Consider the following 18431-nt stretch of genomic DNA (forward strand, 5'->3'; position numbering starts at 1 on the left):
CACCTGAACATATCCGTGCGTTGGCGCAAGGATTTAAGGCCGTCTGAAAGTGGCTGCATAATATTTTGATACGGTTAGAACAGGCTAAAAAAGCCGGTAATGCCGTCGCTTCACAAACACATAATGATAAAAATCAGGAATAAACATGTCGCAAAAATCTCAAATCGGTTTGGTTGCACTGACGGCCTTGGTTATTAGTTCCATGATTGGTTCGGGTATTTTCAGCCTGCCACAGAATATGGCTGCCGTTGCAGGTTCGCAGGCTTTGCTGTTGGGTTGGCTGATTACCGGTGTGGGCATTATCTTTCTCGGCCTGTCATTTTCGGCCTTGTCCAAACTTAAGCCCGAACTGGACGGTGGTATTTATACGTACGCCCGCGACGGCTTCGGCGATTTGATGGGTTTTTTCTCGGCGTGGGGCTATTGGCTTTGCACCACGGTCGGTATTGTCGGCTATTTGGTGGTTGCGTTTGAAGCAGTAGGCGGATTTGTCGATACGCCGGACAACGTGATTTTCGGTAAAGGCAACACATTTGCTGCTTTCGTTGGAGAATCAGTAATTGTGTGGCTGATTTACTGGTTGGTAGTGCGCGGTATTAAAGAAGCGGCAGGAGTGAACCTGATTGCGACGGCAGTCAAAGTATTTCCGCTGATTTTATTTATCGGTATGGCAGCCTATTTCTTTCAAACCGAAGTGTTTATGTCCGATTGGACAGGGGCGAGCCTTGCTACGCCTGAAAATCCTGATGTCAGCCTGATGACTCAGGTGAAAAACACAATGCTGATTACGCTGTGGGTGTTTACCGGTATTGAGGGTGCGGCGGTTTTGTCCAAGCATGCGCGAAGTCGTGCTGATGTCGGTCGAGCAACCATTATCGGAGTCAGCTTGACGCTGGCCATGTATGTGGCAATTACCGTCTTGGCTCAAGGCATTTTGCCTCGTGTGGATATTGCAGCAATGGCTAATCCGTCTATGGCGGGCGTGTTGGCGCACATGGTCGGCCCTTGGGGTAACGTGCTGATTTCTTCCTGCCTGATTGTGTCTGTGCTGTCGTCTTATTTAAGCTGGACGCTGTATGCGACTGAGATTCCGCACATGGGTGCGAGAAACGGCGCATTTCCAAAATCGTTTATCCCATTGAATAAAAACGAAGTGCCGCAGGGTTCGTTGATGTTTACCACCTTGACTGTGCAGTTTTGCCTATTGCTGGTGTGGTTAAAAGGCGAGGATTATTCTGCCTTGCTGATGGTATCGACTTCGATGATTTTGATACCGTATCTGTTAATTGGTGCATATCTGCTCAAATTATCGCTGACACAAAAGGCTGCGGCGAAATACCGTCTTATCGGCGCGGCAGCAACGCTTTATGCGGCTTGGATTGTCTATGCGGCGGGCACGGAATATTTGCTGCTTTCAGTCTTGCTCTATTTGCCCGGCGTATTGCTGTTTCTCTATTCGCAAAAGAAACATTACGGAAGTCGTCAGTTTAACCGTATGGAAAAAGCCGTATTGGTATTGCTGTTGATTTTAGCTGTGCCGGCCGTACAGCAGTTTGTCGCTAGCTTACAAGCGTAAGCAGAAAGGTTTGAAAAAGGCCGTCTGAAATCCAGTTTCAGACGGCCTTTTATTTATAAAACCGATTCAGTATCGCATCATTTTGCTGTCCACTTGCATTGCCCAAGCATCAATACCGCCTTGCAGGTTGTAAAGGTTTTCAAATCCGGCGTCCTCCAAATACATTGCCGTGTGCAGGCTGCGGATGCCGTGGTGGCAGTAAACGACGATGGGCAAATCGTCGTCGGGCAGCTCGTTTTGGCGCAGGGGGATGAGGTTCATCGGGATGTGAATGGCAGCGGGTAGGGTGCAGATGGCGCGTTCTTCATCGGTGCGGACGTCGAGCAGATGAAATGCGTGGCCTTCGTCCTGCCATTGTTTCAATTCGGTGGGCGAGAGTTGGATAATGTCGGTCATAGGGTCGGGTATAAAAGTATGAGGCCGTCTGAACTTTCAGACGGCCTGTTGTTTAAAAATCGAAATCGCCGAACGGATTGGCCGATTTGTCTTCCAAGTGTGCCACGACGGTGTCAAACAACACCTTTTCGGAAAATTCATTGCCGTTGCGCGTCAGCAAAAACGCGTGTTGTACCGGTTTGCGGCCGACGATGACCACCATACGGCCGCCGTCTTTCAGTTGCTCTTTCAGAATTTCAGGTACGCTGTCTACTGCGCCGCCTACATAAATCGCATCAAAAGGCGCGCCTTGAGATGCTTCGGTCAGGCCGTTGTTTTGCACATAATCGACGTTGGCAAAGCCCAATTCATCCAAAACTTTTTTGGCGCGTTGCTGCTGCTCGGCATCGATGTCGTCGGTTACGACTTTGCCGGCCAGTTTGGACAGCAGGGCGGTTGCATAGCCTGAGCCTGTACCGATTTCTAAGACGGTTTCGTCTTTTTTCAGTTTCAAACCTTGAGCCAGGCGGGCAACGACTTTGGGTTCCAACATCTTATGGCCGTTGGCCAGCGGCAGCTCCATATCTGCATAGGCCAAGCCTTGAAAAGCCTCGCCGACGAAATGTTCGCGCCCGATCTCCTCCAAAGCATCCAAAATGTCGAAATCCAAGACATCCCACGGACGAATCTGCTGTTCAACCATATTGAAACGCGCTTTTTCAAAGTCCATATTTGTGCTCCGTTCAATTCTTAATTTTATCGAAACATACATTATAAATCCTTGTCGGAGAGTGTGCCATCTTTCAGACGGCCCGGAGGCTCGTTAATAATTGCCAAGCGCACATATATCCACTAAACTTTCACATTACACAACGCTACAACAAGCAACAACCAACACACGGAGCAATAAAGATGTATCACCAAATCGGAATGTGGGACCAAAAATGGGTTATCGGCAACTGGAAAATGAACGGCCGACTCCAAAACAACAATGCGCTTATGCACCGCTTCCGTGTCATGCCAACCGCAGAACGCGTGTTAATCGGCCTGGCCGCTCCGACCGTTTACCTGTTGCAACTGCACAACGCCATGCAGATTGTTTTGAACAACCGCATCTTGACCTGTGCGCAAGACGTGAGCCGTTTCCCCAATAATGGCGCGTATACCGGTGAAGTGTCCGCCGAAATGCTTGCCGACATCGGTACAGACATCGTCCTCATCGGCCACTCCGAGCGCAGCCTTTATTTCGGCGAGAAAAACGAAATTCAACGCCGCAAAATGGAAAACGTCCTCAACGTCGGCCTGATTCCATTGTTGTGCGTCGGCGAAAGCCTGGAAGAGCGCGAAGCCGGTAAAGAACACGAAGTCATTGCACACCAGCTTTCCATCCTGCAAGGTTTGGACACCAAAAACATTGCCGTTGCCTACGAGCCGGTTTGGGCGATCGGTACAGGCAAAGTCGCCACTGTCGAACAAATCGCCGACATGCACGCATTTATCTACAAAGAAATCTTGTCTTTGTGCGGAAGCGATGTTAAAATCCGCGTTCTTTACGGCGGAAGTGTGAAAGCGGATAACGCAGCCGACATCTTCGCAGTACCTCATGTAGACGGCGCATTGGTTGGTGGCGCGTCATTATCATATGACTCCTTTACCGCCATCATCAACGCAGCACAAGCCTCGTAGAAAACATATGGAAGCCTTTAAAACCCTTATCTGGATTATTAATATTATTTCCGCTCTATTTGTAATCGTGTTAGTATTGCTGCAACACGGTAAAGGTGCGGATGCCGGCGCAACATTCGGTTCCGGCAGCGGTAGCGCGCAAGGCGTATTCGGTTCTGCCGGTAATGCCAACTTCCTCAGCCGCTCGACTGCCGTTGCTGCAACATTTTTCTTTGCGACCTGCATGGCAATGGTGTATATTCACACCCACTCCAATAAGCACGGTTTAGACTTCAGCGATGTGAAGCAGACCCAGCAAGCTCCTAAGCCTGCAACGCCTGCACAAAACAATACAACTCCTGTTGCACCGAATCCTCAGCAGCAGTAAGACAATTTAATTTATGCCGACATGGTGGAATTGGTAGACACGCTATCTTGAGGGGGTAGTGGCCGTAGGCTGTGCGAGTTCAAATCTCGCTGTCGGCACCACATTAGAAAATCTAACCGCTTTTTAGCGGTTATTTTTTCGTCTTGAGAATCTGCCTTTCATTTATCTTTAGGCCGAGACAGGGAAATACAATGAAGCGTTTGGTTGTCGGCATCAGCGGTGCCAGCGGTTTTCAGTATGGCGTGAAGGCTTTGCAGCTTTTGCGTGCACATCAGGTAGAAACGCATTTGGTGGTTTCACAAGGGGCGGAGATGACCCGCGCTTTGGAAACGGATTACACTAAAGAAGACGTTTATGCTTTGGCGGATGTCGTGCATTCTATCCGTAATGTCGGGGCAAGTATTGCCAGCGGTTCGTTTTTGACGGATGGAATGTTGATTGCGCCGTGTTCAATGAAGACTTTGGCTTCGGTTGCTCATGGATTTGCCGATAATTTGCTCAGCCGTGCGGCAGATGTAACGTTGAAAGAGCGGCGCAAGCTGGTGTTGATGGTGCGTGAAGCGCCGTTAAACTTGGCGCACATTGAAAATATGCGCCGTGTGACAGAGATGGGCGGTATCGTGTTTCCTCCCGTTCCGGCTTTATATCAGAAGCCTGAATCCATCGAAGATATGATTACACACAGCGTCTCTCACGCTTTGGACTTGTTCGGTATTATTCAAAACGATGTGCCGCGCTGGCAGGGCTGATATTTCAGACTGCCTGAAAATAAATTTAATACACTGAGAAAGAGGATAAAAATCATGCAAGCGATTCCTACCAATATTGTTAAATTTTTGAGCAATCATCATGTCGTCAGTATTGCCACTGCGGCAGAGGGCGAAGTTTGGGCGGCTTGTTGTTTTTATGTGTTTGATGAAGCCAATGCCCGCCTAATTGTGCTGACTTCTTTGAAAACAAAGCATGGCGGACTGATGAGCCGTTCTGCCAAAGTAGCCGGCACCATTGCCGGACAGCCTGACAGTATCACGAAAATCAGCGGTGTTCAGTTTGCGGCGACTGTCGCTTTGATTGAAGATGAAGCGGATTTGAAAGCGGCGCAGTCTTTATTTTACAAAGCGCATCCTGCTGCTCGAGTGATGAAAAGTGATGTCTGGGCGTTGAATTTGGATAATGTAAAATTCACTGACAATAAATTGGTATTCGCACAAAAAACGTACTGGAATCGCGAGGATTAAGAAAAGGCCGTCTGAAAGATGAAATTCAGGCGGCCTTTGATGCTTTAAGAATTAATCGTGTCCGATGTCTACGGTTTTTTCTTTGTAACGTGTGTCGGGAATCAAAACAATTTTATCGTCCACTTTGCCGATGGCTTTCACGTCTTTGCCCGGATAGTCCAGCTGGTGCAGGAAGTAGCGGATACAGTTCAAACGTGCACGTTTTTTGTCGTCGGAACGGATAATGACCCAAGGCGCGTCGCCGGTATGGGTGTGGAAGAACATGGCGTTTTTGGCTTCGGTGTAGTCGTCCCAGCGGTCGAGCGACTGGATGTCCACAGGGGACAGTTTCCAGTGTTTCAGAGGGTCGTCGCGGCGGGAGATGAAGCGGCGGAGTTGTTCTTCACGGGATACGGAGAACCAGAATTTGAACAGGTGGATGCCGCTGGCAACAAGCATGCGTTCCAATTCAGGGGTTTGACGCATGAAGAGCAGGTATTCGTTAGGTTCGCAGAAGCCCATTACGCGTTCTACGCCGGCACGGTTGTACCATGAGCGGTCGAAGAATACCATTTCGCCTGCGGTCGGCAGGTTTTGGATGTAGCGTTGGAAATACCATTGGCCGCGTTCGGTAGTGGTTGGTTTCTCCAAAGCAACCACGCGCGCGCCACGCGGATTCAGGTGTTCCATAAAGCGTTTGATGGTACCGCCTTTACCGGCTGCATCTCGGCCTTCAAACAGGCTGACGATACGCTGACCGGAATCTTTAACCCAGCTTTGTACTTTCAACAATTCGATTTGCAGCTTCTGTTTTTCTTTTTCGTAAACAGAGCGACGCATACGTTGTTTGTATGGGTAGTTGGCAGGAAGCGGTGCGCTGCTGGAATCTTCGTCAGTGCCGCGTCCTTCGTGTTCCAAAACAGCCTTTTCGAATACTTGCAGCTGGTCTTGTTTCTCGCCCAGTTCAACATTCTCGAACGGTTCTAATTGGTGGTCTGCCATAAAGTCTCCTTATCGATTAAGTTTTAAATGATATGGTGTGGTATGGTTTGATTCTACCCTTTTATATTTCGTTCGACTACATAAAATTACATTTGAGTGCTTTTTTTGAATTTGTCTGCTAACTTATGTAAAAGCAGCGTATAATCAGCCTATTTGTACAGCAATCATGCTTTATTTCGCCCTGTTTGACGATGCCGTGAGCGGCCGAGCAAAACTCTATCAAAATCATGTAGAAAGCCATCGGTTTTATCATAACGAACTGGATTCGTTAACAAGTATTTTGCAAGCCGGCTGGAAAAAGGGTTTGCATGCAGTGTTGTTTGTAGACTACGAATTTGGGTTGCCGCTGATGGATATTCCATCTGGCCGCAGTGGTAGTCTACGTTTGCACTGGTTTGCCGATTGTTCTGAAATCGATGCCGAAAGCTGGTTGGCCAATCATTCAGACGGCCTGGCGGCAGGTATCTCCACTCCCCGATTCTCCGTATCCGAAGCCGATTATCTCGAGCATATCCGCCAAATCCACGAGGCCATCCGCCGCGGCGATACCTATCAAATCAATTACACCGCACGCCTGCACCTACAAACTTATGGCAATCCGATTCAGCTTTACCGCCGTTTGCGTCAGCCTGTGCCGTATGCCGTTTTGTCTTGTCTGCCCGACGGGGCAGGGCAGGAAGCGTGGACTTTGTGTTTTTCTCCTGAACTTTTCCTCAAAATCGATTCAGACGGTCTGATCACAACCGAGCCGATGAAAGGTACTGCGCCGATTCTTCATGACGGACAAGATGAACGCCGCGCCGTTGAATTGCAAAACGACCCGAAAAACCGTGCCGAAAATGTGATGATTGTCGATTTGTTGCGCAACGATCTCGGCAAAATCGCGCAAACGGGCAAAGTACGCGTGCCTGAACCATTTAAAGTTTCCCGTTTCGGCAGTGTTTGGCAGATGACCAGTGCCATCGAGGCGCAGGCGCTGGCTGGTGTTTCGGTTGCCGATATTCTCCGTGCAGCCTTTCCGTGCGGCAGTATCACCGGTGCCCCCAAACGCATGAGTATGCAGATTATTGAGTCCCTTGAATCCGAACCGCGCGGTTTGTACACAGGCAGCATCGGCTTTTTGCGTCCGTGCAATACGGGTTTGGGGTTTGAAGGTGTGTTCAATGTCGTGATCCGCACCTTATCCCTGAAGCCGATTTCAGACGGCCTTTATCAAGGTGTTTATGGCGTGGGTTCGGGGATTGTGATTGATAGCGATCCTGAAGCCGAATATCGCGAGTGCGGTTGGAAGGCGCGTTTCCTCAATGACTTGCGGCCTGATTTCGGTATTTTTGAAACCATGCGTGTGCAAGACAAACAATGCCGTTTGCTCGATTTGCATTTGGGTCGTCTGAAAATTTCGGCACAAGCGCTCAACCTGCCTTGGCATCAAAATACGGCAGAGCAAATTCAACACTATATAGATGCGTTGCCAAGTGGGTTATTTAGAGTCAAAGCCGCCTTGTTTTCAGACGGCCTTGTATTGAGTCATGCGGCTGTTTCTGAATTAGATGGGCAGCAATACGTCATCTTGAGTGAGCACACATTAAGTCAACGCGATTATCTGCGCCGCTTCAAAACCACACGCCGTGAAATTTTTGACCAAGCATGGAAAACGGCAGAAGGGCAGGGCGCATTTGACAGCCTGTTTTTCAATTCAGACAGCCTTTTGTTAGAGGGTGGAAGAAGCAATGTGTTCGTCAAATATCAAGGACAATGGCTCACGCCGTCTTTGGATTTGGATATTTTGAACGGGGTAATGCGCCAAGCGGTATTGAAGCAGCCGCAGCTATATTTAGGTGTGGATACAATCAAGGAAACCCACATCACGCGCGCGATGTTGGAAAATGCGGAAGAAATCCGTTTGAGTAACGCTTTAAGGGGCATGTTTGCGGTTTCGCTCCGTAAATAAATGGCAATAGTCAAATCATAGTGATTCAAATTGTCGTAAAGCAGCAATATCCGATAGAATACGTCATTTCAACAATGAGGCCGTCTGAAAGGGAAAACAATATGGCAAAAGCAAAAGGTGGATTGGGGCGCGGTTTGGATTCGCTGATTTCCAATGCAGTGGACAGCAGCAGTAGCGACCGCCTGACAACGGTTGCCATCGCCGATATTCAGCCCGGCCGTTATCAGGCGCGTGTGCAAATGGATGACGAAGCTTTGCAGGAATTGGCCGATTCCATTAAAGCGCAAGGCATTATCCAGCCGGTTATCGTGCGCGAACGTGGTTTGTCTCAATATGAATTGATTGCCGGCGAACGCCGTTGGCGCGCTTCCCAGTTGGCCGGTTTGACTGAAATTCCCGTCGTCATCAAAACCATCAGCGACGAAACCGCGTTGGCCATGGGTTTGATTGAAAACCTGCAACGTGAAAATCTCAATCCGATTGAAGAAGCGCAAGGTTTGAAACGCCTTGCCGATGAATTCGGCCTGACTCATGAAACCATCGCAAAAGCCGTCGGTAAAAGCCGTAGTGCCATCTCCAACAGCCTGCGTCTGTTGAGCCTGCCTGAGCCGGTTCAGGAAATGCTTTATCAACGCCGTCTGGAAATGGGTCATGCCCGTGCGTTGTTGACCTTGCATGTGGTTGACCAACTGGAGTTGGCTCAAAAAGCCGTCAAAAACGGTTGGTCGGTGCGTGAGGTAGAGCGCCGCAGCCAGTTGGCACATCAAAAAGCCAAGCCCGAAGCAGCCAAAACCATCAGCCCGGATATCCGCCGCATCAATGATGCATTGACCGAGCATTTGGGCGTTAATGCCGAAGTCAAAACCAGTAATCAGAAAAAAGGCAAAATCGTGCTGCATTTTGATACGCCGGAAACATTCGAATATTTGCTGAAGCAGTTAGGCATCAATCAAGCGTTCTAACGGCTTTATAAACAGAACGGGCCGTCTGAAAAAAGCTTTTCAGACGGCCTCAATTTTTGAAAAAGCGTAGAGCGTATAAATGTTTACAATACAAATCAAAATCTTCTGTAAAATCTATGTAACAACATGTAATTTGTGTTAAACTCCATTCCAGCAAAGATTTGTTTTATATGTGTTAATCATTTATTTATGAAAGGTTCACAAAGATTAACATATTGCTTGACGTTAACAAACTTCTTGATTATATTAGCCTGCCTTGCTTTTGGGGGTGCAAAGTACAATGAATCAGATAGTCCCATTGCAAGTAATTGTATTATTAATAATTTCAGTTGTTTGTGCGTTATTTTCCGGATTGCCCGGCTTCCTCTCTGCTTTTGCGGGAGGATTTTCGTACATTTTGCCTACCCTAGTTGCAGTTTTACTTTTAAAGTTTTCCCGACGAAATCCCGATCTGCAAAGTTCGATGTTTATCGGCGGAGAGGTTTTAAAAGTAGTGCTGTCGCTGGTATCTATGTTGGTCGTTTTTGCGATATGGCATCGATCACTGGTATTTTACCCATTTTTATTGGCGTTTCTTGGCGTCAGTCATTTGGTTTTTTTAGTATTGTTGAGAGTGAAACACTATGGCAGGTGAAACTATGACCGCTGCCGACTACATCAAGCACCACTTGCAAAGCTTGACCAGTATGTCGGATGTTACTCAGGGTCAAGGACTGAAAAACATTGCTGATTTTTCGTTCATTAACCTTGATGCAATCTTTTTTGCCGTTCTGTTGGGCGTAATCGGCAGCTTCCTTTTGTGGCGCGGTGCCAAAAAAGCGACGGCCGGTGTTCCCGGTCGTTTCCAAGCGGCTGTTGAAATTCTGTTCGAATTCGTGGATAACATGTGTAAGAGCATTATCCATAACGAACAATCGCGTAAAGCCGTTGCCCCGTTGGGTCTGACATTGTTTGTCTGGATTCTCTTGATGAACGCCATGGATATGCTGCCGGTTGATTTGCTGCCGATGGCATGGCAAGGCATTACCGGTAATCATCATGCCCTGTTGCGCGTCGTGCCGACAGCTGACTTGAATACGACTTTGGCTCTGGCGATTGGCGTATTGCTGATCTGTATTTACTACAATGTCAAAATCAAAGGCCTTGGCGGTTGGATTCACGAGTTGTTCTGCGCACCTTTCGGTCCGTGGCTTGCTCCGGCCAACTTCCTGTTGAACTTGGTAGAGTTTTTGTCCAAAACCGTATCCCACGGTATGCGGTTGTTTGGTAATATGTATGCCGGTGAGCTGGTGTTCCTGTTGATCGCTCTGTTGGGCGGTGCATGGGCGTCAACCGGCAGTGTCGAAACTTTGGATCCGATTTTATTTGTGTTCCACCTGATTGCCGGTTTGGCTTGGGCGATTTTCCACATTTTGGTCATCACCTTGCAGGCATTTATTTTCATGGCGTTGGCGTTCGTATATATCGGACAGGCGCATGATGCACACTAATCAAGTAGTTTTTTTGTAGTTTGTTTTTTGTAGTTTAACCTTTACTATTTTAAGGAGTTTAAAAATGGGTTTGATTGCTATCGCATGTGGTTTGATCGTTGCCTTGGGCGCATTGGGTGCCTCTATCGGTATCGCAATGGTTGGTTCTAAATACTTGGAATCTTCTGCTCGCCAACCTGAGCTGATCGGTCCTCTGCAAACCAAACTGTTCTTGATCGCTGGTCTGATCGACGCGGCTTTCTTGATCGGTGTGGCTATTGCCCTGTTGTTCGCCTTCGTTAACCCGTTTAGTGGTGCGTAATCAAGACGGAGCGATCCGTTCAGATACAGGCTTGCCGTCTGTTTGATTAACCCAGATACGAAGGTTAAGTAACGTGAATATTAATGCAACCTTATTTGCGCAAATCCTAGTTTTCTTTGGCTTGGTTTGGTTTACGATGAAATTCGTATGGCCTCCGATTGCCAAAGCATTGGATGAGCGTGCCGCAAAAATCGCCGAAGGCTTGGCTGCTGCCGAGCGCGGTAAGAGCGATTTTGAGCAGGCAGAGAAAAAAGTTGCAGAACTTATGGCCGAAGGGCGTAATCAGGTAACCGAAATGGTTGCCAACGCCGAAAAACGTGCTGCAAAAATTGTAGAAGAAGCCAAAGAGCAAGCTTCTCATGAAGCAGCACGCATTGCAGCCCAAGCAAAAGCTGATGTAGAGCAAGAAGTTAACCGTGCACGCGAAGTGTTGCGCGAACAGGTCGCTTCATTGGCTGTTAAAGGTGCGGAATCTATCCTGCGTAAAGAAGTCGATGCTTCCAAACATGCAGATCTGCTCAGTGCCTTAAAACAGGAGCTGTAATCTTATGGCAGAGTTCGCAACGATTGCCAGACCTTATGCGAAAGCATTGTTTAGTCTGGCTCAGGAAAAAAACCAAATCGAGTCTTGGTTGGGCGAACTGAAAGAACTCGCAGCGGTTGTTCAAGATGAGAAAGTCATTGCTTTCATCGAGCAACCGGAAACGGGAGCTTCCGAAAAAGCAGAAACGCTCAAAGGTCTTGTCGGTATCAAAAATGTCGAATTGGCAAATTTCATTACCGTTTTGGCCGAGCAAAAGCGTTTGCTGGTATTGCCGGAAATTTATGCCCAATATCAAGATTTGACCTTGATACACAACAATACGAAATCGGCAGTAATTTACAGCGCGTATGAGCTCAGTTCTCAGCAGCTGGCCGATGTTACCGATATCCTGACAAAACGCTTCAACAGCAAATTGGATGTGGTAACTAAAGTTGCCCCTGAATTAATCGGCGGCATCAAAGTAGAAGTGGGTGATCAGGTCTTGGATTTGTCCGTACAAGGCAAACTGAATGCTTTGTATGCGACTATGACAAATTAGGAGAGTTTTCATGCAGCTTAATCCTGCTGAAATTAGCGATTTGATTAAAGCCAAAATCGAAAATCTGTCCGTCAATACAGAAGTGCGTACCCGTGGTACCGTTGTTTCTGTGACAGACGGTATTGTGCGCATTCATGGCTTGTCAGACGCGATGCAAGGTGAGATGCTCGAATTCCCCGGTAACACTTTCGGTCTGGCCATGAACTTGGAGCGTGACTCCGTCGGTGCCGTAGTGTTGGGTGAGTACGAACACATTAAAGAAGGCGATACAGTTACCTGTACCGGCCGTATTTTGGAAGTGCCGATCGGTCGAGAACTGGTTGGTCGCGTGGTTGATGCATTGGGTCGTCCTATCGATGGTAAAGGTCCAATTAACACAACATTGACTGCTCCAATCGAAAAAATTGCACCAGGTGTGATTGCGCGTAAATCGGTTGACCAACCAATGCAAACCGGCCTGAAAGCCATTGACTCTATGGTTCCGGTTGGTCGTGGCCAACGTGAGTTGATCATTGGTGACCGTCAAACCGGTAAAACTGCCGTAGCACTGGATGCCATCGTTAACCAAAAAGGTACAGGCGTAATCTGTATTTATGTTGCTATCGGTCAAAAAGCATCTTCTATTGCCAACGTAGTACGCAAATTGGAAGAGCATGGCGCGATGGAGCATACCATCGTGGTTGCTGCAACTGCTTCTGAAGCCGCTGCACTGCAATACATCGCTCCTTACTCCGGTTGTACCATGGGCGAATTCTTCCGTGACCGCGGTGAAGATGCACTGATCGTATACGATGATTTGTCTAAACAAGCTGTTGCATACCGTCAAATTTCCCTGCTGTTGCGCCGTCCTCCTGGCCGTGAAGCATATCCTGGCGACGTATTCTACCTGCACTCCCGTCTGTTGGAACGTGCGGCCCGCGTCAGCGAAAACGAAGTTGAAAAACTGACCAATGGCGAAGTAAAAGGCAAAACCGGTTCTCTGACTGCGTTGCCAATTATTGAAACCCAAGCCGGTGACGTATCAGCATTCGTACCAACCAACGTAATTTCGATTACAGACGGCCAAATCTTCTTGGAAACCGACTTGTTCAACGCCGGTATCCGTCCTGCAATCAATGCCGGTATTTCCGTATCGCGCGTAGGTGGTGCAGCACAAACCAAAGTCATCAAAAAACTGGGTGGCGGTATCCGTTTGGCGTTGGCACAGTACCGTGAATTGGCAGCGTTCTCGCAATTTGCTTCCGATTTGGACGAAGCAACACGCAAACAGCTGCAACACGGTGAAGTAGTTACTGAATTGATGAAACAAAAACAATTCAGCACATTGAACACTGCCGAAATGGCATTGACTTTGTGGGCGATCAACAACGGTTCTTACGCAGATGTTCCGGTATCCAAAGCCTTGGCTTTCGAAGCAGAATTCTTGAGTTTCGTACGTACGCAACATCCTGAGGTTCTGGAAGCGATTAATGCATCAGGCGCAATGTCTGACGAAAGCGAAAAAGCATTGACCGAAGCCATGAAATCTTTCAAATCTTCTTACGCTTACCAAGCATAAGTATTGAGATGAAAGGAGTCTGAAATGGCAGTCGGAAAAGAGATTCTCACCAAAATCCGTAGTGTTCAAAATACCCAAAAGATCACTAAAGCGATGCAAATGGTGTCGACCTCTAAAATGCGGAAGACTCAAGACCGGATGCGCTTAGCGCGTCCGTACGCCGAAAAAGTGCGTACAGTGATGAGTCATCTTGCACAGACTAATGCCGATCATGGTATCAAATTGTTGGAGCCGCACCGCGAAGTGCGTCGTGCCGGTTTCATTTTGATTACCTCGGATAAAGGTTTGTGCGGTGGCTTGAACGCAAACGTACTGAAAAAGTTTTTGGCGCAAGTTCAAGAGTATCAGGAACAAGGCATCGAAGTCGAAGTCGTGTGCCTGGGTAGCAAAGGTTTGGCAGCATGCCAAAGCATCGGTTTGAACGTTATTGCCAGCGCAACCAATTTGGGCGATACCCCGAAAATGGAAGCGTTGCTTGGCCCTTTGACCGAAATCTTCCAACGTTATGAGAAACATGAATTAGACCGTATCCATATGGTTTACTCACGTTTTGTCAATACAATGCGCCAAGAGCCGCGTATGGAAGTTTTGCTGCCTATCGGTGAAAACGTTATTGACGACGGAACAGGTCATTCTTCATTTACTTGGGAATACCGCTACGAGCCGAGTCCTATCGCCGTATTGGAATATTTGGTTCGCCGCTATTTAGAGTCTGTGGTTTATCAGGCATTGAGCGACAACATGGCATCTGAACAAGCCGCGCGTATGGTAGCGATGAAAGCCGCAACCGACAACGCAGGCAATGCCATTAAAGAATTGCGCTTGGTGTACAACAAATCGCGTCAAGCCGCGATTACCACGGAATTGTCAGAAATTGTAGCAGGTGCAGCGGCAGTTTAATGCCGTCTGAAGCCTGAACAGGAAATTAGGATACGATAATGAGCCAAGGCAAAATCGTACAAGTTATTGGTGCGGTGGTTGACGTGGAATTTCCACGCGACGCTATCCCGCATGTTTACGATGCCCTGAAATTGGACGAGAACGGTCTGACTCTGGAAGTTCAACAACTTCTGGGTGACGGCGTTGTCCGTACTATTGCAATGGGTAGTTCAGACGGCCTGAAACGCGGTATGTCTGTAAGCAATACTGGTGCGCCAATCACTGTGCCGGTAGGTAAAGGTACATTGGGTCGTATTGTCGACGTATTGGGTACACCTGTTGATGAAGCAGGTCCTATCGATACCGACAAGAGCCGTGCCATTCACCAAACTGCTCCAAAATTCGACGAGTTGTCTTCAACTACCGAATTGCTGGAAACCGGTATTAAAGTGATCGACTTGCTGTGTCCGTTTGCTAAGGGCGGTAAAGTAGGTCTGTTCGGTGGTGCCGGTGTGGGCAAAACCGTGAACATGATGGAATTAATCAACAACATCGCCAAAGCGCACAGCGGTCTGTCCGTGTTCGCAGGTGTGGGTGAACGTACCCGTGAAGGTAACGACTTCTACCACGAGATGAAAGATTCCAACGTATTGGATAAAGTAGCCATGGTGTATGGTCAAATGAACGAACCTCCAGGCAACCGTCTGCGCGTTGCTTTGACCGGTTTGACCATGGCCGAATACTTCCGTGACGAAAAAGACGAAAACGGTAAAGGTCGCGACGTATTGTTTTTCGTTGACAACATCTACCGTTACACTCTGGCCGGTACCGAAGTATCTGCACTGTTGGGCCGTATGCCTTCTGCAGTGGGTTACCAACCGACATTGGCTGAAGAAATGGGTCGTTTGCAAGAGCGTATTACCTCTACCCAAACTGGTTCCATTACTTCCATCCAAGCCGTATATGTACCTGCGGATGACTTGACTGACCCGTCTCCAGCGACAACTTTCGCCCACTTGGACGCGACCGTCGTATTGAGCCGTGATATTGCATCTTTGGGTATTTACCCGGCAGTTGACCCGCTTGACTCTACTTCACGCCAATTGGATCCGATGGTATTGGGTCAAGAGCACTACGACGTAGCACGCGGTGTACAGTCTACTCTGCAAAAATACAAAGAATTGCGCGACATTATTGCCATTCTGGGTATGGATGAATTGTCTGACGAAGACAAACTGACTGTGATGCGTGCCCGTAAAATCCAACGCTTCCTGTCTCAACCGTTCCACGTTGCCGAAGTATTTACCGGTTCTCCAGGCAAATACGTTTCATTGCGTGACACCATCGCCGGCTTTAAAGCCATCTTGAACGGCGAATACGACCATCTGCCTGAACAAGCGTTCTATATGGTAGGCGGCATCGAAGAAGCGGCTGAGAAAGCGAAAACCTTAAACTAAGGAGGCCGGCATGAGCACCATGCAAGTTGAAGTGGTTAGTAGCGAGCAAAACATCTATTCGGGCGAGGCCAGCTTTGTGGTGGTTCCGACCGTTCAAGGTGAGCTTGGTATTTATCCACGACACGAGCCGATTATGAGTTTGGTACGTCCCGGCGCATTGCGTTTGACTGTTCCGGGTGAAGCTGAAGAAGTGCTGGTTGCCGTTTCCGGTGGCGTTTTAGAAGTACAGCCTGATAAGATTACCGTATTGGCAGACGTTGCCGTCCGCAGTACAGAAATGGATCAGGCGCGTGCTGAAGCAGCTAAAAAAGCAGCCGAGGCAGGTGTTTCTGCAGCCAAAGATGATAAATCTCTGGCCGAAGCGCACAAAGCATTGGCAGCAGCCATTGCCCAGCTGAAAACTTTGGACTACCTTCGTTCGCAAAAAAACAAGTAATGTGGGTTCATCAAGAAAAAGCACAACAAAATGTTGTGCTTTTTTATTTGCCTGAAGATAAGCGGTTTGATATTAAAATGTCGATAGATGAGTAGATGGCAAGTTTGAAATCGAAACGGTAGAACAGGTTTTTATGATTAAATTATTGGTGGATCATTATTGAAGTAGTTAGCCTTGTGATTCACATTTAAAATAGCCCACCCAATCTTTTTATCCTCAAAAAATAGATTGGATGATTCCTAATTTATTGCAATCGCAATAGAATTGAATTTATCAGTATTGAAAATATTAGCGTTTTTCTGAGCTCTTATATCAAAAAGGCCGTCTGAAAAGTTTCAGACGGCCTTTAAACCATTATGATTGTATCTGTTTATGATTGGTCGATGGTTTTATCAAGTCCTTGGGTCAGGCCGTTGATGTCGCCACCATTCAGTCCCAACTCTTTCAAGAGACCGTCGACCAACGGAGCTTGGCTGCGGTAGCGCAGGGCGCTGTTGACCATTTGGTCTGCAAGGCTGGCTTGTGTGGTTTGGCCGTCTGAAACACCTTCCGCACCGTTTGCACCACCAGCAAAGCCACCCAGACCATTGACTTGCAAGATTTTGATATCTTCGATTTTTTCCATTGGGCGGACGGATTCGCGGATGATGTCAGGCAGGTGTTTTAAGAGGGCAAGGCGGACTTGCATTTCAACCTGTTCAACGCTCAGGACGTTGGCAGCTTCGTTCACAGCGCGTGTACCTTCTGCATCAACCTTGTATTGTTGCTCTTGCGCTTGTGCCAACAGAATTTTGGCATCGGCCTCACCTTTGGCCTGCAGGCGGTGTTTTTCGGCTTCTGCTTCGGCGGCAATGCGCACTGCTTCAGCGCGGTCTTGTGCAGCTTGTTTTTCAGCTTCAGCGGCAACAGTGAGCGAAATCGCATCTTTTTGCGCGGCTTCTTCTGCGGCAATCAATTCAACCGCTTTAGCACGCTCGGCGCGTTCGGTTTCGCGTACGGTAATCACGCTCTCTTCTTCGCGAACGGCGGCGGCGCGGGCTTTGTCGGCTTCGGCTTTAGCTTCGGATTCGGCACGCGATTTTTCGGCAACGGCGATGGCGCGGTCTTGCTCGGCCAATTCAATGGCTTTGCGGCGCTCAACCTCTGCCTGCTCAACGGCTTGGGCTTTGCGGATGTCTTCGTTTTTAATGTCGCGTTCGGCGGCAATGCGTTTCAAATCCACTTCGCGTTCGGCGGCAATTTTGGCTTCTTCCGCTTCACGTTTTTTCTGAGATTCTTGTTCGGCAATACTGGCTTCTTGTTCGGCACGGCGGACGGCAATTTCACGCTCTTGTTCGAGTTTGGCGTATTCTTCTTCGCGCGAGATTTTCAGGCGTTGCTGCTCGGCTTCGAGGTTTTTGGTTTTGATTGCCAAGTCGGTATCTTGTTCGATTTCGTTACGTTTTTTGCGGCGGCCTTCGATGGTTTCGGTCAGTTTGGTCAAACCTTCCGCGTCAAAGGCGTTTTGCGGGTTAAAGAACTCAAAGCTGGTTTGGTCGAGGCCGGTCAGGGAAACGGTTTCGAGTTCGAGACCGTTTTTAAACAAATCTTCGCTCACGACTTGTTGTACTTTCTGAACAAAATCAACACGTTTTTCATGTAATTCTTCCATTGCCATTTCAGCGGCAACGGCGCGCAAGGCATCAACGAATTTACCTTCGACGAGATCTTTCAGCTCATCGGGAGACATGGTTTTCATACCCAGCGTTTGTGCGGCGGTCGCAATGCTCTCGGCGCTGGGTTTAACGCGGACGTAAAATTCCGCCATCACGTCAACGCGCATACGGTCGCGGGTAATCAGCGCTTGTTGGGCAGCGCGGCGCACTTCAAGGCGCAGTGTATTCATGTTGACGGGGATGATTTCGTGCAATACGGGCAGCACCATCGCACCGCCGTTCATGATGACTTTTTCGCCACCAAAACCGGTGCGGACAAATGAGACTTCTTTGCTGGCACGGCGATACAGACGGGTCAGGATGAGGCCGAGTACAAACAGCGCGACGAGTATGACGCCGGCGATAGTGCCGATGGAGACCAAATTCATGGTTTTTCC

At 48.3% G+C, this 18431-nt stretch carries 20 protein-coding genes and 1 tRNA gene; 17 read left to right on the top strand and 4 right to left on the bottom strand.

Annotated features, from left to right (window positions below):
* Nucleotides 1–145: 145 nt before the first annotated feature.
* On the top strand, nucleotides 146–1576 hold the full coding sequence (locus tag HMPREF3022_RS10030; protein WP_049331723.1) for a basic amino acid/polyamine antiporter: 1431 nt from the start codon (nucleotides 146–148) through the stop codon (nucleotides 1574–1576).
* A gap of 66 nt (nucleotides 1577–1642) precedes the next feature.
* Here HMPREF3022_RS10030 and HMPREF3022_RS10035 read toward each other — a convergent pair whose 3' ends face one another.
* Together HMPREF3022_RS10035 and HMPREF3022_RS10040 are read right to left on the bottom strand one after the other, a co-directional pair.
* Nucleotides 1643–1972 carry a rhodanese-like domain-containing protein gene (locus tag HMPREF3022_RS10035; RefSeq protein WP_049331720.1) on the bottom strand — a complete coding sequence of 110 codons (330 nt, stop codon included), beginning with the start codon at nucleotides 1970–1972 and terminating at the stop codon, nucleotides 1643–1645.
* Between the two features lie 52 nt (nucleotides 1973–2024).
* Entirely contained in the window at nucleotides 2025–2681 is a 657-nt protein-coding gene (locus HMPREF3022_RS10040; RefSeq protein WP_049331718.1) for a protein-L-isoaspartate O-methyltransferase family protein, read from the bottom strand.
* 182 nt (nucleotides 2682–2863) lie between these two features.
* Between HMPREF3022_RS10040 and tpiA the strand changes: the two genes are divergently transcribed.
* The 5 genes from tpiA (at nucleotide 2864) to HMPREF3022_RS10065 (ending at nucleotide 5242) form a co-directional block, all read left to right on the top strand.
* Nucleotides 2864–3637: a triose-phosphate isomerase gene (gene tpiA / locus HMPREF3022_RS10045; protein ID WP_049331716.1), complete on the top strand. Its 774-nt coding sequence runs from the start codon at nucleotides 2864–2866 to the stop codon at nucleotides 3635–3637.
* Nucleotides 3638–3644: 7 nt separating this feature from the next.
* Nucleotides 3645–4004 carry a preprotein translocase subunit SecG gene (gene secG / locus HMPREF3022_RS10050; RefSeq protein WP_036492092.1) on the top strand — a complete coding sequence of 120 codons (360 nt, stop codon included), beginning with the start codon at nucleotides 3645–3647 and terminating at the stop codon, nucleotides 4002–4004.
* 15 nt (nucleotides 4005–4019) lie between these two features.
* A tRNA-Leu gene (locus tag HMPREF3022_RS10055) sits at nucleotides 4020–4105 on the top strand.
* Nucleotides 4106–4195: 90 nt separating this feature from the next.
* Nucleotides 4196–4753 carry a UbiX family flavin prenyltransferase gene (locus HMPREF3022_RS10060; protein ID WP_049331714.1) on the top strand — a complete coding sequence of 186 codons (558 nt, stop codon included), beginning with the start codon at nucleotides 4196–4198 and terminating at the stop codon, nucleotides 4751–4753.
* Between the two features lie 54 nt (nucleotides 4754–4807).
* Nucleotides 4808–5242 (top strand): pyridoxamine 5'-phosphate oxidase family protein, encoded by a 435-nt coding sequence (locus tag HMPREF3022_RS10065; protein WP_049331711.1) that lies wholly within the window; start codon nucleotides 4808–4810, stop codon nucleotides 5240–5242.
* A gap of 51 nt (nucleotides 5243–5293) precedes the next feature.
* On the opposite strand, the gene ppk2 is transcribed toward HMPREF3022_RS10065, so the two are convergent.
* Nucleotides 5294–6223: a polyphosphate kinase 2 gene (gene ppk2, locus HMPREF3022_RS10070; RefSeq protein ID WP_036492084.1), complete on the bottom strand. Its 930-nt coding sequence runs from the start codon at nucleotides 6221–6223 to the stop codon at nucleotides 5294–5296.
* A 166-nt stretch (nucleotides 6224–6389) separates the two neighbouring features.
* Here ppk2 and HMPREF3022_RS10075 point away from each other — a divergent pair, with 166 nt between their 5' ends.
* From HMPREF3022_RS10075 to HMPREF3022_RS10120, 11 genes are all read left to right on the top strand, one after another.
* Nucleotides 6390–8174 carry a bifunctional chorismate-binding protein/class IV aminotransferase gene (locus HMPREF3022_RS10075; protein ID WP_070765570.1) on the top strand — a complete coding sequence of 595 codons (1785 nt, stop codon included), beginning with the start codon at nucleotides 6390–6392 and terminating at the stop codon, nucleotides 8172–8174.
* 101 nt (nucleotides 8175–8275) lie between these two features.
* Nucleotides 8276–9136 carry a ParB/RepB/Spo0J family partition protein gene (locus tag HMPREF3022_RS10080; RefSeq protein WP_049323106.1) on the top strand — a complete coding sequence of 287 codons (861 nt, stop codon included), beginning with the start codon at nucleotides 8276–8278 and terminating at the stop codon, nucleotides 9134–9136.
* Nucleotides 9137–9416: 280 nt separating this feature from the next.
* Nucleotides 9417–9770 carry an ATP synthase subunit I gene (locus HMPREF3022_RS11455; RefSeq protein ID WP_049336018.1) on the top strand — a complete coding sequence of 118 codons (354 nt, stop codon included), beginning with the start codon at nucleotides 9417–9419 and terminating at the stop codon, nucleotides 9768–9770.
* Entirely contained in the window at nucleotides 9760–10626 is an 867-nt protein-coding gene (gene atpB / locus HMPREF3022_RS10085) for a F0F1 ATP synthase subunit A (protein WP_049331702.1), read from the top strand. Before HMPREF3022_RS11455 ends, atpB begins: the two co-directional genes overlap by 11 nt.
* Before the next feature lie 64 nt (nucleotides 10627–10690).
* Complete coding sequence (gene atpE, locus HMPREF3022_RS10090) at nucleotides 10691–10927, top strand: F0F1 ATP synthase subunit C (RefSeq protein ID WP_004519005.1); 237 nt, start codon at nucleotides 10691–10693, stop codon at nucleotides 10925–10927.
* Nucleotides 10928–11000: 73 nt separating this feature from the next.
* On the top strand, nucleotides 11001–11471 hold the full coding sequence (locus tag HMPREF3022_RS10095) for a F0F1 ATP synthase subunit B (protein WP_003708446.1): 471 nt from the start codon (nucleotides 11001–11003) through the stop codon (nucleotides 11469–11471).
* 4 nt (nucleotides 11472–11475) lie between these two features.
* The gene (locus HMPREF3022_RS10100; RefSeq protein ID WP_003683778.1) at nucleotides 11476–12009 is read left to right on the top strand and encodes a F0F1 ATP synthase subunit delta; all 534 of its coding nucleotides are present in this window, start codon (nucleotides 11476–11478) and stop codon (nucleotides 12007–12009) included.
* A gap of 10 nt (nucleotides 12010–12019) precedes the next feature.
* Complete coding sequence (gene atpA, locus HMPREF3022_RS10105; protein WP_049331699.1) at nucleotides 12020–13567, top strand: F0F1 ATP synthase subunit alpha; 1548 nt, start codon at nucleotides 12020–12022, stop codon at nucleotides 13565–13567.
* Nucleotides 13568–13591: 24 nt separating this feature from the next.
* Nucleotides 13592–14467: a F0F1 ATP synthase subunit gamma gene (gene atpG / locus HMPREF3022_RS10110; protein WP_061734175.1), complete on the top strand. Its 876-nt coding sequence runs from the start codon at nucleotides 13592–13594 to the stop codon at nucleotides 14465–14467.
* A 38-nt stretch (nucleotides 14468–14505) separates the two neighbouring features.
* Nucleotides 14506–15903: a F0F1 ATP synthase subunit beta gene (atpD, locus tag HMPREF3022_RS10115; RefSeq protein WP_003683789.1), complete on the top strand. Its 1398-nt coding sequence runs from the start codon at nucleotides 14506–14508 to the stop codon at nucleotides 15901–15903.
* 10 nt (nucleotides 15904–15913) lie between these two features.
* Nucleotides 15914–16339 carry a F0F1 ATP synthase subunit epsilon gene (locus HMPREF3022_RS10120; RefSeq protein ID WP_049331696.1) on the top strand — a complete coding sequence of 142 codons (426 nt, stop codon included), beginning with the start codon at nucleotides 15914–15916 and terminating at the stop codon, nucleotides 16337–16339.
* Nucleotides 16340–16709: 370 nt separating this feature from the next.
* On the opposite strand, the gene HMPREF3022_RS10125 is transcribed toward HMPREF3022_RS10120, so the two are convergent.
* Nucleotides 16710–18422 carry a flotillin family protein gene (locus tag HMPREF3022_RS10125; RefSeq protein WP_004519001.1) on the bottom strand — a complete coding sequence of 571 codons (1713 nt, stop codon included), beginning with the start codon at nucleotides 18420–18422 and terminating at the stop codon, nucleotides 16710–16712.
* Between the last annotated feature and the right edge of the window lie 9 nt (nucleotides 18423–18431).

This window comes from Neisseria sp. HMSC065C04, assembly GCF_001815375.1.
Taxonomy (GTDB): Bacteria; Pseudomonadota; Gammaproteobacteria; order Burkholderiales; family Neisseriaceae; genus Neisseria; species Neisseria flavescens_D.

Coding starts and splice junctions, on each gene's coding strand:
- atpA (WP_049331699.1), top strand. CDS start 12,020: ATGCAGCTTAATCCTGCTGAAATTAGCGATTTGATTAAAGCCAAAATC.
- HMPREF3022_RS10060 (WP_049331714.1), top strand. CDS start 4,196: ATGAAGCGTTTGGTTGTCGGCATCAGCGGTGCCAGCGGTTTTCAGTAT.
- HMPREF3022_RS10100 (WP_003683778.1), top strand. CDS start 11,476: ATGGCAGAGTTCGCAACGATTGCCAGACCTTATGCGAAAGCATTGTTT.
- atpD (WP_003683789.1), top strand. CDS start 14,506: ATGAGCCAAGGCAAAATCGTACAAGTTATTGGTGCGGTGGTTGACGTG.
- HMPREF3022_RS10080 (WP_049323106.1), top strand. CDS start 8,276: ATGGCAAAAGCAAAAGGTGGATTGGGGCGCGGTTTGGATTCGCTGATT.
- atpB (WP_049331702.1), top strand. CDS start 9,760: ATGGCAGGTGAAACTATGACCGCTGCCGACTACATCAAGCACCACTTG.
- HMPREF3022_RS10030 (WP_049331723.1), top strand. CDS start 146: ATGTCGCAAAAATCTCAAATCGGTTTGGTTGCACTGACGGCCTTGGTT.
- HMPREF3022_RS11455 (WP_049336018.1), top strand. CDS start 9,417: ATGAATCAGATAGTCCCATTGCAAGTAATTGTATTATTAATAATTTCA.
- HMPREF3022_RS10075 (WP_070765570.1), top strand. CDS start 6,390: ATGCTTTATTTCGCCCTGTTTGACGATGCCGTGAGCGGCCGAGCAAAA.
- atpE (WP_004519005.1), top strand. CDS start 10,691: ATGGGTTTGATTGCTATCGCATGTGGTTTGATCGTTGCCTTGGGCGCA.
- HMPREF3022_RS10040 (WP_049331718.1), bottom strand. CDS start 2,681: ATGGACTTTGAAAAAGCGCGTTTCAATATGGTTGAACAGCAGATTCGT.
- HMPREF3022_RS10065 (WP_049331711.1), top strand. CDS start 4,808: ATGCAAGCGATTCCTACCAATATTGTTAAATTTTTGAGCAATCATCAT.
- HMPREF3022_RS10120 (WP_049331696.1), top strand. CDS start 15,914: ATGAGCACCATGCAAGTTGAAGTGGTTAGTAGCGAGCAAAACATCTAT.
- secG (WP_036492092.1), top strand. CDS start 3,645: ATGGAAGCCTTTAAAACCCTTATCTGGATTATTAATATTATTTCCGCT.
- ppk2 (WP_036492084.1), bottom strand. CDS start 6,223: ATGGCAGACCACCAATTAGAACCGTTCGAGAATGTTGAACTGGGCGAG.
- HMPREF3022_RS10035 (WP_049331720.1), bottom strand. CDS start 1,972: ATGACCGACATTATCCAACTCTCGCCCACCGAATTGAAACAATGGCAG.
- atpG (WP_061734175.1), top strand. CDS start 13,592: ATGGCAGTCGGAAAAGAGATTCTCACCAAAATCCGTAGTGTTCAAAAT.
- tpiA (WP_049331716.1), top strand. CDS start 2,864: ATGTATCACCAAATCGGAATGTGGGACCAAAAATGGGTTATCGGCAAC.
- HMPREF3022_RS10125 (WP_004519001.1), bottom strand. CDS start 18,422: ATGAATTTGGTCTCCATCGGCACTATCGCCGGCGTCATACTCGTCGCG.